We start from the raw sequence: 14,435 nt of genomic DNA on the forward strand, positions 1-14,435 counted from the left end.
GATGGCGCAGGGTCGCGGCGGACGAGAGCGGGCAGAGCCGGAGCGCGGGATCCCCGACGGCCTGCTCGTCGGCGTACTCGCGTTTCTGCTCGGCCTGACGGTGCTGGTGTGGACGGCGACGGGCCTGGCGGGGCTGCTGGCGCACGGGGCGTGGCCGGACGGCGTCACGTTCACGCGGACACCGCTGGCGATGCGGGAACTGGTCGCCGAGCCGCACAACCTGGCGGCCGCCTGGCCGGACACACCGCCGAAGTCCCTGTCGGGCTGGGGGCTGTTCTGGGGCGTGTTCATCAGCCAGCTGATGGTGCTCGTCACGTTCGCGGTCGCGGGGATGACGACGCTGGCGAGCTGGAAGGCGCGCCGCACGGCGGCCCGGCGCAAGGCGGCGGCGGGCGACGAGGCGCTGGAGGAGGGCCTGGGAGAGGGCCGGGGAAGAGGCCGGGGAGAGGGCCTGCGAGACGGTGACGAGGACCCGTACGAGGAGGAAGAGCCCTCCGCACGCCCCCGGCCCCCGCACCGCACCCCCGGCAGGACCCCGGCGAACCTGGACAAGGAGCCGTACCCGCAGCAGCCCCCAGCCCGACCCGCGCCCGCGAGACCGGCAGCCCCCGCGGCACCGACAGCACCGACAGCCCTCACAGCAGCGACGGGGCCACCGGCGCACGCCGGCCCGCTGGTGTTCCGCAAGGGCAGCCCCACGGCCCTCGCCCTCACCCGGGAGACACTCCTGGGCGCGGAAGGACCGGCGGTCGTGGTCACGTCCGACGCCGCCCTGTGGGCGGACACCAAGGACGCCCGCGCCAAACTCGGCCCCGTCCTCGTCTACGACCCGGGCCAGCTCTGCGACACCCCGGACCGCCTCCGCTGGTCCCCGACGGCCGACTGCCAGGACCGCGCGACGGCAGCCGCCCGAGCCGCGGCCCTCCTGCGCCCGGTCCGCCCCCAGCACCGTACGGACACCACGGTCGCCGACACCGCGGAGACCCTCCTGACGTGCTGGCTCCACGCCGCCGCGGTGGCCTCCCGCCCCTTCGCCCAGGTGCACCGCTGGGCCCAGGGCACGGGCGCCCACGAACCGGTGGGCATCCTCCGCTCCGCACCGGAAGCGGCGTCCGGCGCGGCCGGCGAACTGGAGTCGGCGCTGACCGCCCACCCGGACCGGCGGGACGCGGCGGGCGAGCTGGTCGCGACGGTGCTGGAGGGCCTGTCATCGATCCATATCCGCAACGCATGCAAACCCACCCGAGCAGATTCGCTCGTCCTGGAGTCATTCATCGACGAAGGGGGAACGCTTTATCTGGTGGGTGAAGCCATCGAGGGCCCCCGGTCCCGTCCGGGTGCGATGCCACTGCTCACCGCCCTCGCCACAGACGTGGTCGAGCACGGCCGCCGCATGGCCGCAGGGTCATCCACCGGCCGGCTCGACCCACCACTCACCCTCGTCCTCGACGACGTCGCCGCAGTCGCCCCCCTCGCCCACCTCCCCGCCCTCCTCAACGAGGGCGCCCGCGAGGGACTGCCGACCCTGGCCACGCTCCGCTCGCCGGAGCAGGCGCGCAGCCGCTGGCCGGCGCTGTCGCTCGGGGTGTGAGGGGCACCAAAGGGTGCGGAAACGACTGAACCCCCGGACGGTGTCCGGGGGTTGAGTCGTAAAGTTTGTTCGGCGGTGACCTACTCTCCCACACGGTCCCCCGTGCAGTACCATCGGCGCGGTCGGGCTTAGCTTCCGGGTTCGGAATGAGACCGGGCGTTTCCCCAACGCTATGACCACCGAAACACCATGAAACACACAACACGATGCCTCAAAAAAGCTGGGTTGTTGTCTCAGAACCTACACAGTGGACGCAAGCAGCTATGGACAAGCCCTCGGCCTATTAGTACCGGTCACCTCCACCCCTCACAGGGCTTCCAGATCCGGCCTATCAACCCCGTCGTCTACAGGGGGCCTTAACCCCTACAAGGGGGTGGGAGTCCTCATCTCGAAGCAGGCTTCCCGCTTAGATGCTTTCAGCGGTTATCCCTCCCGAACGTAGCCAACCAGCCATGCCCTTGGCAGAACAACTGGCACACCAGAGGTCCGTCCGTCCCGGTCCTCTCGTACTAGGGACAGCCCTTCTCAAGACTCCTACGCGCGCAGCGGATAGGGACCGAACTGTCTCACGACGTTCTAAACCCAGCTCGCGTGCCGCTTTAATGGGCGAACAGCCCAACCCTTGGGACCGACTCCAGCCCCAGGATGCGACGAGCCGACATCGAGGTGCCAAACCATCCCGTCGATATGGACTCTTGGGGAAGATCAGCCTGTTATCCCCGGGGTACCTTTTATCCGTTGAGCGACGGCGCTCCCACAAGCCACCGCCGGATCACTAGTCCCTGCTTTCGCACCTGCTCGACCCGTCAGTCTCGCAGTCAAGCTCCCTTGTGCACTTACACTCACCACCTGATGACCAACCAGGCTGAGGGAACCTTTGGGCGCCTCCGTTACACTTTAGGAGGCAACCGCCCCAGTTAAACTACCCACCAGACACTGTCCCCGATCCGGATCACGGACCCAGGTTAGACATCCAACACGACCAGAGTGGTATTTCAACGACGACTCCACAACCACTGGCGTGGCCGCTTCACAGTCTCCCACCTATCCTACACAAGCCGAACCGAACACCAATATCAAGCTGTAGTAAAGGTCCCGGGGTCTTTCCGTCCTGCTGCGCGAAACGAGCATCTTTACTCGTACTGCAATTTCACCGGGCCTATGGTTGAGACAGCCGAGAAGTCGTTACGCCATTCGTGCAGGTCGGAACTTACCCGACAAGGAATTTCGCTACCTTAGGATGGTTATAGTTACCACCGCCGTTTACTGGCGCTTAAGTTCTCAGCTTCGCCACCCCAAAGGAATGACTAACCGGTCCCCTTAACGTTCCAGCACCGGGCAGGCGTCAGTCCGTATACATCGCCTTACAGCTTCGCACGGACCTGTGTTTTTAGTAAACAGTCGCTTCTCGCTGGTCTCTGCGGCCACCCCCAGCTCCGGCCGTAAAAGCCATCACCAGAAGCGGCCCCCCTTCTCCCGAAGTTACGGGGGCATTTTGCCGAGTTCCTTAACCATAGTTCACCCGAACGCCTCGGTATACTCTACCTGACCACCTGAGTCGGTTTCGGGTACGGGCCGCCATGAAACATCGCTAGAGGCTTTTCTCGACAGCATAGGATCATCCACTTCACCACAATCGGCTCGGCATCAGGTCTCACCCTCATGTTGCACGGATTTACCTGCACAACGGGCCACACCCTTACCCCGGGACAACCACCGCCCGGGCTGGACTACCTTCCTGCGTCACCCCATCACTCACCTACTACAAGCTCGGGTCACCGGCTCCACCACACCCACCACACTCCGAAGAGCCTGGCAGGGGGCTTCACGGGCTTAGCATCACCTGATTCAATGCTGGGCGCTTCACAGCGGGTACCGGAATATCAACCGGTTATCCATCGACTACGCCTGTCGGCCTCGCCTTAGGCCCCGACTTACCCTGGGCAGATCAACTTGACCCAGGAACCCTTAGTCAATCGGCGCACACGTTTCCCACGTGTGTATCGCTACTCATGCCTGCATTCTCACTCGCGAACCGTCCACCACTACCTTCCAGTGCGGCTTCACCCGGCACACGACGCTCCCCTACCCACCCACACACCCGTTAAGGCTCTAGTGTGAGTGACACGACTTCGGCGGTACGCTTGAGCCCCGCTACATTGTCGGCGCGGAATCACTTGACCAGTGAGCTATTACGCACTCTTTCAAGGATGGCTGCTTCTAAGCCAACCTCCTGGTTGTCTCTGCGACTCCACATCCTTTCCCACTTAGCATACGCTTAGGGGCCTTAGTCGATGCTCTGGGCTGTTTCCCTCTCGACCACGGAGCTTATCCCCCGCAGTCTCACTGCCGCGCTCAACTTACCGGCATTCGGAGTTTGGCTAAGGTCAGTAACCCGGTAAGGCCCATCGCCTATCCAGTAGCTCTACCTCCGGCAAGCAACACACGACGCTGCACCTAAATGCATTTCGGGGAGAACCAGCTATCACGGAGTTTGATTGGCCTTTCACCCCTAACCACAGGTCATCCCCCAGGTTTTCAACCCTGGTGGGTTCGGGCCTCCACGACCTCTTACAGCCGCTTCACCCTGCCCATGGCTAGATCACCCCGCTTCGGGTCTAGAGCGTGCAACTCAACGCCCAGCTAGGACTCGCTTTCGCTACGGCTACCCCACACGGGTTAACCTCGCTACACACCGCTAACTCGCAGGCTCATTCTTCAAAAGGCACGCAGTCACGACCGAAGCCCCCAAAAGGACAACGGCGACGCTCCCACGGCTTGTAGGCACACGGTTTCAGGTACTCTTTCACTCCGCTCCCGCGGTACTTTTCACCATTCCCTCACGGTACTATCCGCTATCGGTCACCAGGGAATATTTAGGCTTAGCGGGTGGTCCCGCCAGATTCACACGGGATTTCTCGGGCCCCGTGCTACTTGGGTGGTTCACAACGAGCCGTACACGTTTCGACTACGGGGGTCTTACCCTCTACGCCGGGCCTTTCGCATGCCCTTCGCCTACACGTACGGTTTCTCACTCGCCGACCAGCCGGCAGACCGGTCACGTAAACTCCCACAACCCCGCATGCGCAACCCCTGCCGGGTATCACACACACACGGTTTAGCCTCATCCAGTTTCGCTCGCCACTACTCCCGGAATCACTGTTGTTTTCTCTTCCTGCGGGTACTGAGATGTTTCACTTCCCCGCGTTCCCTCCCAACTGCCTATACATTCAGCAGCGGGTGACAGCCCATGACGACTGCCGGGTTTCCCCATTCGGACACCCCCGGATCACAGCTCGGTTGACAGCTCCCCGGGGCCTATCGCGGCCTCCCACGTCCTTCATCGGTTCCTGGTGCCAAGGCATCCACCATGCGCCCTTAAAAACTTGGCCACAGATGCTCGCGTCCACTGTGCAGTTCTCAAACAACAACCCATAAGAGAAACAGACACTTGCGTGCCCGCGCTCTCAGATACCCAACAGTGTGCCGTGACGCGTAATCGATGTTCCACCCATGAGCTGGCCGTGCGGGACACTTGCCCGCATGCGGCACGGTGCTCCTTAGAAAGGAGGTGATCCAGCCGCACCTTCCGGTACGGCTACCTTGTTACGACTTCGTCCCAATCGCCAGTCCCACCTTCGACGGCTCCCTCCCACAAGGGGTTAGGCCACCGGCTTCGGGTGTTACCGACTTTCGTGACGTGACGGGCGGTGTGTACAAGGCCCGGGAACGTATTCACCGCAGCAATGCTGATCTGCGATTACTAGCGACTCCGACTTCATGGGGTCGAGTTGCAGACCCCAATCCGAACTGAGACCGGCTTTTTGAGATTCGCTCCACCTCACGGCATCGCAGCTCATTGTACCGGCCATTGTAGCACGTGTGCAGCCCAAGACATAAGGGGCATGATGACTTGACGTCGTCCCCACCTTCCTCCGAGTTGACCCCGGCAGTCTCCCGTGAGTCCCCACCACCCCGAAGGGCGTGCTGGCAACACAGGACAAGGGTTGCGCTCGTTGCGGGACTTAACCCAACATCTCACGACACGAGCTGACGACAGCCATGCACCACCTGTACACCGACCACAAGGGGGACCGTGTCTCCACGGTTTTCCGGTGTATGTCAAGCCTTGGTAAGGTTCTTCGCGTTGCGTCGAATTAAGCCACATGCTCCGCCGCTTGTGCGGGCCCCCGTCAATTCCTTTGAGTTTTAGCCTTGCGGCCGTACTCCCCAGGCGGGGCACTTAATGCGTTAGCTACGGCACGGACGACGTGGAATGCCGCCCACACCTAGTGCCCACCGTTTACGGCGTGGACTACCAGGGTATCTAATCCTGTTCGCTCCCCACGCTTTCGCTCCTCAGCGTCAGTATCGGCCCAGAGATCCGCCTTCGCCACCGGTGTTCCTCCTGATATCTGCGCATTCCACCGCTACACCAGGAATTCCGATCTCCCCTACCGAACTCCAGCCTGCCCGTATCGAATGCAGACCCGGGGTTAAGCCCCGGGCTTTCACATCCGACGCGACAAGCCGCCTACGAGCTCTTTACGCCCAATAATTCCGGACAACGCTTGCGCCCTACGTATTACCGCGGCTGCTGGCACGTAGTTAGCCGGCGCTTCTTCTGCAGGTACCGTCACCCCAAGGAGCTTCTTCCCTGCTGAAAGAGGTTTACAACCCGAAGGCCGTCATCCCTCACGCGGCGTCGCTGCATCAGGCTTGCGCCCATTGTGCAATATTCCCCACTGCTGCCTCCCGTAGGAGTCTGGGCCGTGTCTCAGTCCCAGTGTGGCCGGTCGCCCTCTCAGGCCGGCTACCCGTCGTCGCCTTGGTAGGCCATCACCCCACCAACAAGCTGATAGGCCGCGGGCTCATCCTGCACCGCCGGAGCTTTCCACCCCCAGGCATGCGCCCAGAGGTGAACATCCGGTATTAGACCCCGTTTCCAGGGCTTGTCCCAGAGTGCAGGGCAGATTGCCCACGTGTTACTCACCCGTTCGCCACTAATCCACCCCCGAAAGGGCTTCATCGTTCGACTTGCATGTGTTAAGCACGCCGCCAGCGTTCGTCCTGAGCCAGGATCAAACTCTCCGTAAATGCTTCAACAGAATCAAAGCACCACAGAACGAGTCTGCCTCGCTACTGCTGTAATGCTGTGTTTCACAAACACTTGGCATCGACTACTTGGCACACTGTTGAGTTCTCAAAGAACGGACACTTCCTTCAAAACCCTCACGGGCCTCTCCGGGCGTTTCCCTTCGGTATGCCTTAACCGTAGCGGATTGTTCCCGCGGCGCAAAATCCGGCCGCCCGCCGAAAAGAAACGGGCACACCGCTTCTGCCCCGGCGAAAGGGAGTCGATCACACGTCAGGTAGATGGCACGAGCCGCCCCTCCGGGACGGCCACCGTCGCGCTGCGGAACCGAACGGCCCCGTGGCAACCCGGAGAACATTACGGATGCCGGGCGTGCTTGTCAAGGACCACCCGTCTGGTCCCGGCCTCGGGCCTGGGGCGTGCGGATGCCGCGCGCCCGGGGCGGGCCTCCGGGTACGGTAGGGGGCATGACAGCGCACGCGCGAACCCAGCAGTGGTGGGCCGCCTGACGGCGGCCGAACCACCGGGTGCGTGTGTGCGCACGACTTCAACGGCCGCCGCTTCGGCGGCCGTTTCGCGTGTCTCCCTCGCTCGCCGGCCGTCAGTGCGGCGGTCTCCGGCAGAGAGCGAGAGGACGACGATGGCCATGGCGACGGCGACGGTGGACGGGCCGCGGGGTGCGCGGGTGCGGATCTTCAGCGGGGTGAAGCCCACCGGGCATCTGACGCTCGGGAACTACCTGGGTGCCGTGCGGCGCTGGGTGGAGGTGGACCAGCATCGGGCCGACGCGCTGTTCTGCGTGGTCGACCTGCACGCGATGACCGTGTCGTACGAGCCCGCGCGGCTGCGGCGGCTGAGTCGGCAGGCGGTGCAGCTGCTGCTCGCAGCGGGTCTCGATCCGGGGGTGTGCACCGTCTACGTACAGAGTCACGTGGACGAGCACGCGCGGCTGTCGTACCTGCTGGAGTGCACGGCATCGGACGGTGAGATGCGGCGGATGATCCAGTACAAGGAGAAGGCCGCGCGGGAGCGGGCCGGGGGCGGGAGCGTGCGGCTGTCGCTGCTGACGTATCCCGTGCTTATGGCCGCCGACATCCTCGCCTTCGGGACCGACGAGGTGCCGGTCGGCGACGACCAGGCGCAGCACGTGGAGCTGTCGCGGGATCTGGCGCAGCGGTTCAACCAGCGGTACGGGCGGGTGTTCACCGTGCCGCGGGTCACCCGTCCGGCGGTCGCCGCGCGGGTGATGAACCTCCAGGATCCGGCGGCGAAAATGGGCAAGTCCGACGACGCGCCCGCGGCGCGGGCGGGCATCGTGCATCTTCTCGACGAGCCGGACACCGTGCGGCGGAAGGTGATGCGGGCGGTGACGGACAGCGGGGGCGAGGTGACGTACGACCGGGAGGCGCAGCCGGGGGTGACGAACCTGCTGGAGATCCTTGCCGCCTGCACCGGGCGGAAGCCGGTGGAGCTGGCGGGCGGGTACGCGTCGTACGGGCAGCTCAAGCGGGATACGGCGGAGGCGGTGGTGGAGACGCTGCGGCCGGTGCGGGAGCGGCATGCGGAGCTGAGCGCGGATCCGGCGTACGTCGAGGACGTGCTGCGGCGCGGGGCGGAGCGGGCGCGGGGGATGGCGCGGCCGCGGGTGGACGCGGCGTACGACGCGGCGGGGCTGCTGCCGGTGTTCGGTGCCCGCGGCCCGGCGGGCGGTGCGTGAGCGGTTCCGGGGCTAGGGGTCGGCGTCGACCTTGTCCTTGTGGGAGACCCGGCCGTCGGTGAAGCAGAGGCGGTAGGCGGGGTCGAGGGAGAAGAGGGCAGTGCGGTAGATGACGCAGTCGTCGGTGCCGGGCGGGTCGGCGGGGGCGGCGGAGGGGTGGGTGTTGACGTCGGCCTCGTAGGCGGGGAGGCGGCGTTCGACGCTGTCGCGGGGCTGGCCGATGCGTATCCCGTCGTACGTGTCGGCGTCGAGGACGGAGCGGGAGGAGGTGTAGAGGTCGGCGCCGAAGAGGAGGGCGCCGAGGACGAGGGTGCCGACGACCGGGACCCAGATCGCGTCGAGGATGCCGCGGCGGACGCGGCGGCGCGCGGCGGCCAGTTCGCGCTGGGCGGCGTACTCGCGCGGTGGGGCGGGGGCGGCGCCGGGGGTGAGGGGGAGCCGGGCGGTGACGGCGAAGCCTCCGTCCACAGGCTGTGCACGGAGGGTGCCGCCGGCGAGGCGGACGCGCTCGTCCAGGCCCACGAGGCCGTAGCCGCCGGGGGTGGGGGTGGCCGGTGGGGGTTTCGCGTCCGCGGGTGCGGGGTCGTTGGCCACGGTGACCTCGACGTGCTCGGCGTCGCGGCGCAGCCGGACGGTCACGCGGGCGCCGGGGGCGTGCTTGGCGGCGTTGGTCAGAGACTCCTGTACGACGCGGTGGATCGCCCGGTCGGCCAGGGCCGGGAGGGGGTGCTCCCGGTCCCGTTCTTCTCCCTCCCGTACCAGCTCCACCCGCATCCCCGACGCCGCCGCCCGCTGGACCAGCGCCTCCACCCGGTCGTCCGTCGGATGCACCGGCGCGCCCTCGTCGTCCTCGCGCAGCAGGCCGATGACCTCCCGCAGCCGCTCGGTCGCCGTCGCCGCGGCCTCCCGCAGCTCGGCGGCCTCCTTGCGGGCGGCGTCGTCGAGGCCCGGGGAGACCTGGAGGGCGGCGGCGCGGACGGCGATGAGGGTCAGCTCGTGGCCGAGGGAGTCGTGCATGTCGCCGGCGATGCGGGAGCGCTCGCGCAGCCGGGTGCGGTCGGCGGTGAGCTCCTGTTCGCGCTCCAGCCGCTCGGCCAGCTCCCAGCCGGTGCTGACGAGGGCGGCGTGCTGGCGCGCGTACCGGCCGACGAGCCACGGCACCACCATCGCGAAGAGGACGGTGAGCACGAGCGACGCCCACCCGGCGAACGTGGCGCCGGGGACCGCGCGGATGAGCACGAGTCCGGCCGCGGCGATCGCGCCGAAGAGGAGGAGGGCCTGGCGCGGGCGCTCGGTGCGCCGGCCGAGGAGGAAGGAGAGGGCGACCTGGGCGAGGACGAACTGGTTGGTGAACAGCTCGGGGGTCGCGGCGAGCGCGAGTGCGGCGGGGATCGCGGCGGCGAGCAGCGGGCGGGGGCGGCTGACGGCGACCGCGAGGGCGAGGAGGGGGACCGCGGCGATACGTATCCAGCGCAGGTCGACGCCGGCGACCTGCTCGACACCGGGGAGGCCGGCGGTGGTGACGACGGGGAGGGTGAGGAGCAGCCAGAGGAGCAGGTCGGCGGCGCGTTCGCTGCGCAGGAGGCGGCGCAGGGCGGCGGCCGGGGCGCGGCGGGGCGGGCCGGCCGGCGCGGCCGGGGGGTGGGGACGGGCGCGGTGAGCGCGGGGACGGAAGCGGGGGCGGGGGCGGTCGGGCAGCGTGCGACGCAGGGTGCCGTGCGGCCGGTCGGTGCCGGTCATACGGCCACGGTACGGCGGGCGGGGGCCGCCGGGCACCTGACGAAAGTCAGGTGGAGGTCCTGACTTCCGTGCGCGGCGGCGGGGCGGGGCGCGTTCCTAGCGTGAACCGCATGAACGACGCGATCATCCACGCTGTCGAGGACGTGGTCAGCACCCCGTGGGTGTACCTGGCGCTCTTCGGCATCGCCGCCCTGGACGGCTTCTTCCCCGTGGTGCCGAGCGAGACGCTGGTGATCACGCTGGGGGTGTTCGCGGCGGCGGACGGGCAGCCGGACGCGGTGCTGGTGGCGGTGGTGGCCGCCGCCGGGGCGCTGACCGGGGACCACGTCTCGTACGCCATCGGCCGCCGCGCGGGTCCGCGGATCTTCGAGCGGCTGCGGGCGGGGAGCCGGGCGCAGCGGGCGTACGAGCGGGTGGGCCGGATGCTGGCGGAGCGGGGCGGGCTGGTGCTGGTCGTGGCCCGCTACATCCCGGGCGGGCGGACGGCGGCCACGCTGACGACGGGGGCGACGGGTTTTCCGCGCCGGACCTTCACGCGCTACGCGGTCCTGGCGGCCGTGACCTGGGCGGTCTACGGCACGACGCTCGGCTACGCCGGCGGCGCGGCCTTCGAGGACGAGCCGCTGCGGGGCGTGGCGCTGGGGCTGGGGCTGGCGTTCGGCATCACGCTGCTGCACGAGGGCGTACGGGCCGTCCGCCTGCGCCGCGCGGGCCGCGCGGGCGGCGCCGGTGCGGCGCACCCGGCGGGGGGTGGGCCGGGGGCCGCCCTCGCGGCCGGCGGGTCGGTGGAGGAGCCGGAGTCGGGCGGCGGGGCGGGCGGGGCGGGGCGCTGACCCCGGGAGCCGGCCCGGAGGGAGCGGTTCGGGGCGGGGGCCGGCAGCCGGCCGGAGGCGACGGTCGAGGGCCGGTCGCCCAGCGCCGGCAGCGCCGGTGCGGCACATCGGGCCGGGGCACGTCGGGCCGGGGCCTCGCGGCCGGGCCACGACCCGCCGGGACGCCCACCGGGCGGGGGCGCGCGGCTCAGCCGCCCTGGTCCGGGGAGGGGGCGCGCTCCTCGCCCGCCAGGCCCGCCTCGTAGGCGAGGATCGCGGCCTGGACCCGGTTCTTCAGCTCCAGCCGCGCCAGCACCTGGCTGACGTACGTCTTCACCGTGCCCTCCACCAGGTGCAGGCGCCCGGCTATCTCCGCGTTCGACAACCCCGCGCCGACCAGGGCCAGCACCTCGCGCTCGCGCGGGGTGAGCGCCGCGGCGCGCTCGCGCGCCGCCTTCTCGCGGGTCATCCGGCCGCCGCTGACGCGCTCGATGACGCGGCGGGCGACGTGCGGCGAGAGGTACGAGGCGCCGGCGGCGGCGGCGCGGACGGCGGCCATCAGCTCGTACGGATCGCCGGACTTGAGCAGGAAGCCCGCCGCACCGCTGTCGAGCGCGCCGGCGATGTACTCGTCCTCCGAGAACGTCGTGAGCATCACCACCGCCGTGCCCGGCGCCGCGCGGCGCAGCTCCGCGGCGGCGCCGAGGCCGTCGAGCACCGGCATGCGGATGTCGAGCAGGGCGACGTCGGGGCGGTGCCGCCGGGTCAGGTCGACGGCCTCGCGGCCGTCGCCGGCCTCGGCGACGACCTCGATGTCGTCCGCGGCGGCGAGGATGGCGCGGACTCCGCCGCGGACCATGGCCTCGTCGTCGGCGAGCAGGACCCGGATCGTGCCGCTCCCGGGCCCGGCCCCCTCCGGCGGCGGCGGCGACTGCGACGGCTGCGGCTGCGGTGGCATCGCGGGCGCCCTACGCGCGCTTGCCGCCGGAGGCCGGGCCCGAGCCCAGCTCCCTGCTGCGGTCGCGGGCGGCTTCGATCGCGGCGATCAGGGCCGCCCGGACGCCGTGGTTCTCCAGCTCGCGGATCGCGTTGATCGTCGTACCCGCCGGGGAGGTGACCGCCTCGCGGAGCTTGACCGGGTGCTCGCCGCTGTCGCGGAGCATGACCGCGGCGCCGATGGCGGCCTGGACGATGAGGTCGTGGGCCTTCTCGCGGGGCAGGCCGAGGAGGATCCCGGCGTCGGTCATGGCTTCGACGAGGAAGTAGAAGTACGCCGGGCCGGAGCCCGACAGCGCCGTGGCCGCGTCCTGCTGGGCCTCGGGGACGCGGAGCGTCTTGCCGACGGGCTTGAAGATCTCCTCGGTGCGCACCATGTGCTGCTCCACGGCGTGCTTCCCCGCGGAGATGACGCACATCCCCTCGTCCACGAGCACCGGCGTGTTCGGCATGACGCGCACCACCGGCGCGCCCTCCGGCAGCCGCTCCTCGAAGAAGCCGGTCGGGATGCCGGCGGCGGCGGAGACGACGAGGCGGTCCGCCGGCAGGTGCGGGCCGAGGTCGTCCAGGAGCGTGCCCATGTCCTGCGGTTTGACGGTGAGGATGAGGGTGTCGGCGCGCTTGGCGGCGTCGGCGTTGGAGACGGGCTCCACGCCGTAGCGACGGCGCAGCTCCTCCGCGCGGTCCGGGCGGCGGGCGGTCACCAGCAGGTCGTCGGGCGACCAGCCGGCGCGGATCATGCCGGAGAGCAGCGCCTCGCCGATCTTTCCGGCGCCGAGTACGGCGACTTTCTGGGTCATGCCGTCCATCCTCGCACCGCCGCCCGACAACCGGCCCGCCGCGGCTCACGCCGTACGCCGCCGCAGCGTCACCGCCCCCAGGCCGAGCACCAGCAGCGCGCAGCCGCCGACCACCGCCACGTCGCGGAGGAAGTCGCCGGTGACCTCGTCGTTCTTGAGGACCTCGTTCATCCCGTCCACGGCGTACGACATCGGCAGCACGTTCGAGACCGCCTCCAGCACCGGCTGCATCGAGTCCCGCGGTGCGAACAGCCCGCACAGCAGCAGCTGCGGGAAGATCACCGCGGGCAGGAACTGCACCGCCTGGAACTCGCTGGCCGCGAACGCCGACACGAACAGCCCGAGCGCGGTGCCCAGCAGCGCGTCCAGCAGCGCGACGACCAGCAGCAGCCACGGCGACCCGGCGACGCCCAGGTCCAGGAACCACACCGCGAGCCCGGTGGCCAGCGCCGCCTGGACGACGGCCAGGGCGCCGAAGGCGAGGGCGTAGCCGAGGATGAGGTCGCCCTTGCCGAGCGGCATGGCGAGCAGCCGTTCCAGGGTGCCGGAGGTGCGTTCGCGCAGGGTGGCGATGGAGGTCACGAGGAACATGGTGATCAGCGGGAAGATGCCGAGGAGCGAGGCGCCGATGGAGTCGAAGGTGCGCTCGTCGCCGTCGAAGACCCAGTAGAGCAGCGTCATCATGACCAGCGGCACGCCCAGGATGAGGCCGATGGTGCGGCGGTCGTGGCCGAGCTGCCGCAGGACGCGGCGGGCGGTGGCGAGGGTACGGGTGGCGTTCACGGGGCGGCCTCCTCGCCGCGGCCGGGCGGCTCTTCGCCCTCCCGCCGGCGTTCGGCGTCCACGAGCCGCAGGAACGCCTCCTCCACGGTCCCGCCGCCCACCCGTTCGCGCAGCCCGTCGGGGGTGTCGTCGGCGAGGATGCGGCCGGCGCGCATGAGCAGCAGCCGTTCGCAGCGCTCGGCCTCGTCCATCACGTGCGACGAGACGAGCAGCGTGGCGCCGCGCCCGGCGGCGAGGTCGTGGAACAGCCGCCACAGGTCGCGCCGGAGTACGGGGTCGAGGCCGACGGTCGGCTCGTCGAGCACCAGCAGCTCGGGGCTGCCGAGGAGGGCGACGGCGAGGGAGACGCGGGAGAGCTGGCCGCCGGAGAGGCGGCCGGTGAGCCGGTCGCCGTGGTCGGCGAGGTGGACGTCGGCGAGGGCGCGTTCGACCCGGGTGTGGCGCTCGGCGCGCGGGACGTGCGGGTCGAGGACGGCGGCGAAGTAGTCGAGGTTCTGCCGGGCGGTGAGGTCGCGGTAGACGGACGGCTCCTGGGTGACGTAGCCGATGCGGTGGCGCAGGGCGGCGGCGCCGGCGGGCTCGCCGAGCACGTCGAGGGTGCCGGTGGCGCGGGCCTGGGTGCCGACGACCGCGCGCATGAGGGTGGTCTTGCCGCAGCCGGAGGGGCCGAGGAGGCCGGTGACCTGGCCGCGGGGGACGTCGAAGTCGAGGTCGTGGAGCACGGTGGTGCCGCCGCGGACCACGGTCAGCCCGCGGGCGCGCACGGCACCCGGACCGTTGTTCATCATCAGTTGGATACCGCGCGGGGCCGGGGCCCTGTCAAGCAGCGGCGGCGCCCCCGGCGCGCCGGGGGCGCCGCCGCTCTCGTGAACTCCGGCGCGGCTTCCCGTACGGGCGCCGG

8 protein-coding genes and 3 rRNA genes are annotated in these 14,435 nt (G+C 69.2%); 3 read left to right on the forward strand and 8 right to left on the reverse strand.

From position 1 onward, the window contains the following. Position 1: 1 nt before the first annotated feature. A complete protein-coding gene (locus tag ACHZ99_RS11930; RefSeq protein ID WP_420304440.1) occupies positions 2-1,591 on the forward strand; it encodes a type VI secretion protein in 1,590 nt (529 codons plus the stop codon). A gap of 67 nt (positions 1,592-1,658) precedes the next feature. Here the strand turns inward: ACHZ99_RS11930 and rrf are convergent. The 3 genes from rrf to ACHZ99_RS11945 form a co-directional block, all read right to left on the reverse strand. After that, positions 1,659-1,775: ribosomal RNA gene (gene rrf / locus ACHZ99_RS11935) — 5S ribosomal RNA — on the reverse strand. A gap of 79 nt (positions 1,776-1,854) precedes the next feature. After that, a 23S ribosomal RNA gene (locus ACHZ99_RS11940) occupies positions 1,855-4,983 on the reverse strand. Positions 4,984-5,155: 172 nt separating this feature from the next. Beyond that, positions 5,156-6,688 (reverse strand): 16S ribosomal RNA (locus ACHZ99_RS11945). The 16S, 23S and 5S rRNA genes sit together here, the layout of an rRNA operon. Before the next feature lie 644 nt (positions 6,689-7,332). Between ACHZ99_RS11945 and trpS the strand changes: the two genes are divergently transcribed. Next, entirely contained in the window at positions 7,333-8,403 is a 1,071-nt protein-coding gene (gene trpS / locus ACHZ99_RS11950) for a tryptophan--tRNA ligase (protein WP_420304441.1), read from the forward strand. Between the two features lie 12 nt (positions 8,404-8,415). On the opposite strand, the gene ACHZ99_RS11955 is transcribed toward trpS, so the two are convergent. Beyond that, positions 8,416-10,143 carry a sensor histidine kinase gene (locus tag ACHZ99_RS11955; protein ID WP_420304442.1) on the reverse strand — a complete coding sequence of 576 codons (1,728 nt, stop codon included), beginning with the start codon at positions 10,141-10,143 and terminating at the stop codon, positions 8,416-8,418. Between the two features lie 110 nt (positions 10,144-10,253). Between ACHZ99_RS11955 and ACHZ99_RS11960 the strand changes: the two genes are divergently transcribed. Further along, positions 10,254-10,976: a DedA family protein gene (locus tag ACHZ99_RS11960; protein WP_420304443.1), complete on the forward strand. Its 723-nt coding sequence runs from the start codon at positions 10,254-10,256 to the stop codon at positions 10,974-10,976. Between the two features lie 187 nt (positions 10,977-11,163). Here the strand turns inward: ACHZ99_RS11960 and ACHZ99_RS11965 are convergent, their stop codons facing one another. Genes ACHZ99_RS11965 through ACHZ99_RS11980 form a run of 4 tightly spaced genes read right to left on the reverse strand, consistent with a single transcriptional unit; the run spans position 11,164 to position 14,322 of the window. Continuing rightward, positions 11,164-11,913: a response regulator transcription factor gene (locus ACHZ99_RS11965; protein ID WP_420304444.1), complete on the reverse strand. Its 750-nt coding sequence runs from the start codon at positions 11,911-11,913 to the stop codon at positions 11,164-11,166. Between the two features lie 10 nt (positions 11,914-11,923). Next, positions 11,924-12,751: a pyrroline-5-carboxylate reductase gene (gene proC / locus ACHZ99_RS11970; RefSeq protein ID WP_420304445.1), complete on the reverse strand. Its 828-nt coding sequence runs from the start codon at positions 12,749-12,751 to the stop codon at positions 11,924-11,926. Between the two features lie 45 nt (positions 12,752-12,796). Continuing rightward, positions 12,797-13,534 (reverse strand): ABC transporter permease, encoded by a 738-nt coding sequence (locus ACHZ99_RS11975; protein WP_420304446.1) that lies wholly within the window; start codon positions 13,532-13,534, stop codon positions 12,797-12,799. Then, positions 13,531-14,322, reverse strand: coding sequence for an ABC transporter ATP-binding protein (locus ACHZ99_RS11980; RefSeq protein ID WP_420304447.1), 792 nt, complete (start codon positions 14,320-14,322; stop codon positions 13,531-13,533). The genes ACHZ99_RS11975 and ACHZ99_RS11980 overlap by 4 nt, the downstream gene beginning before the upstream one ends. Positions 14,323-14,435: the final 113 nt, after the last annotated feature.

The organism is Streptomyces sp. MAR4 CNX-425 (assembly GCF_048656465.1).
Classification (GTDB): domain Bacteria; phylum Actinomycetota; class Actinomycetes; order Streptomycetales; family Streptomycetaceae; genus Streptomyces.

Excerpts from the sequence above, each read along its gene's own strand:
- ACHZ99_RS11930 (WP_420304440.1), top strand. The coding sequence starts at position 2 with ATGGCGCAGGGTCGCGGCGGACGAGAGCGGGCAGAGCCGGAGCGCGGG.
- trpS (WP_420304441.1), top strand. The coding sequence starts at position 7,333 with ATGGCGACGGCGACGGTGGACGGGCCGCGGGGTGCGCGGGTGCGGATC.
- ACHZ99_RS11955 (WP_420304442.1), bottom strand. The coding sequence starts at position 10,143 with ATGACCGGCACCGACCGGCCGCACGGCACCCTGCGTCGCACGCTGCCC.
- ACHZ99_RS11960 (WP_420304443.1), top strand. The coding sequence starts at position 10,254 with ATGAACGACGCGATCATCCACGCTGTCGAGGACGTGGTCAGCACCCCG.
- ACHZ99_RS11965 (WP_420304444.1), bottom strand. The coding sequence starts at position 11,913 with ATGCCACCGCAGCCGCAGCCGTCGCAGTCGCCGCCGCCGCCGGAGGGG.
- proC (WP_420304445.1), bottom strand. The coding sequence starts at position 12,751 with ATGACCCAGAAAGTCGCCGTACTCGGCGCCGGAAAGATCGGCGAGGCG.
- ACHZ99_RS11980 (WP_420304447.1), bottom strand. The coding sequence starts at position 14,322 with ATGATGAACAACGGTCCGGGTGCCGTGCGCGCCCGCGGGCTGACCGTG.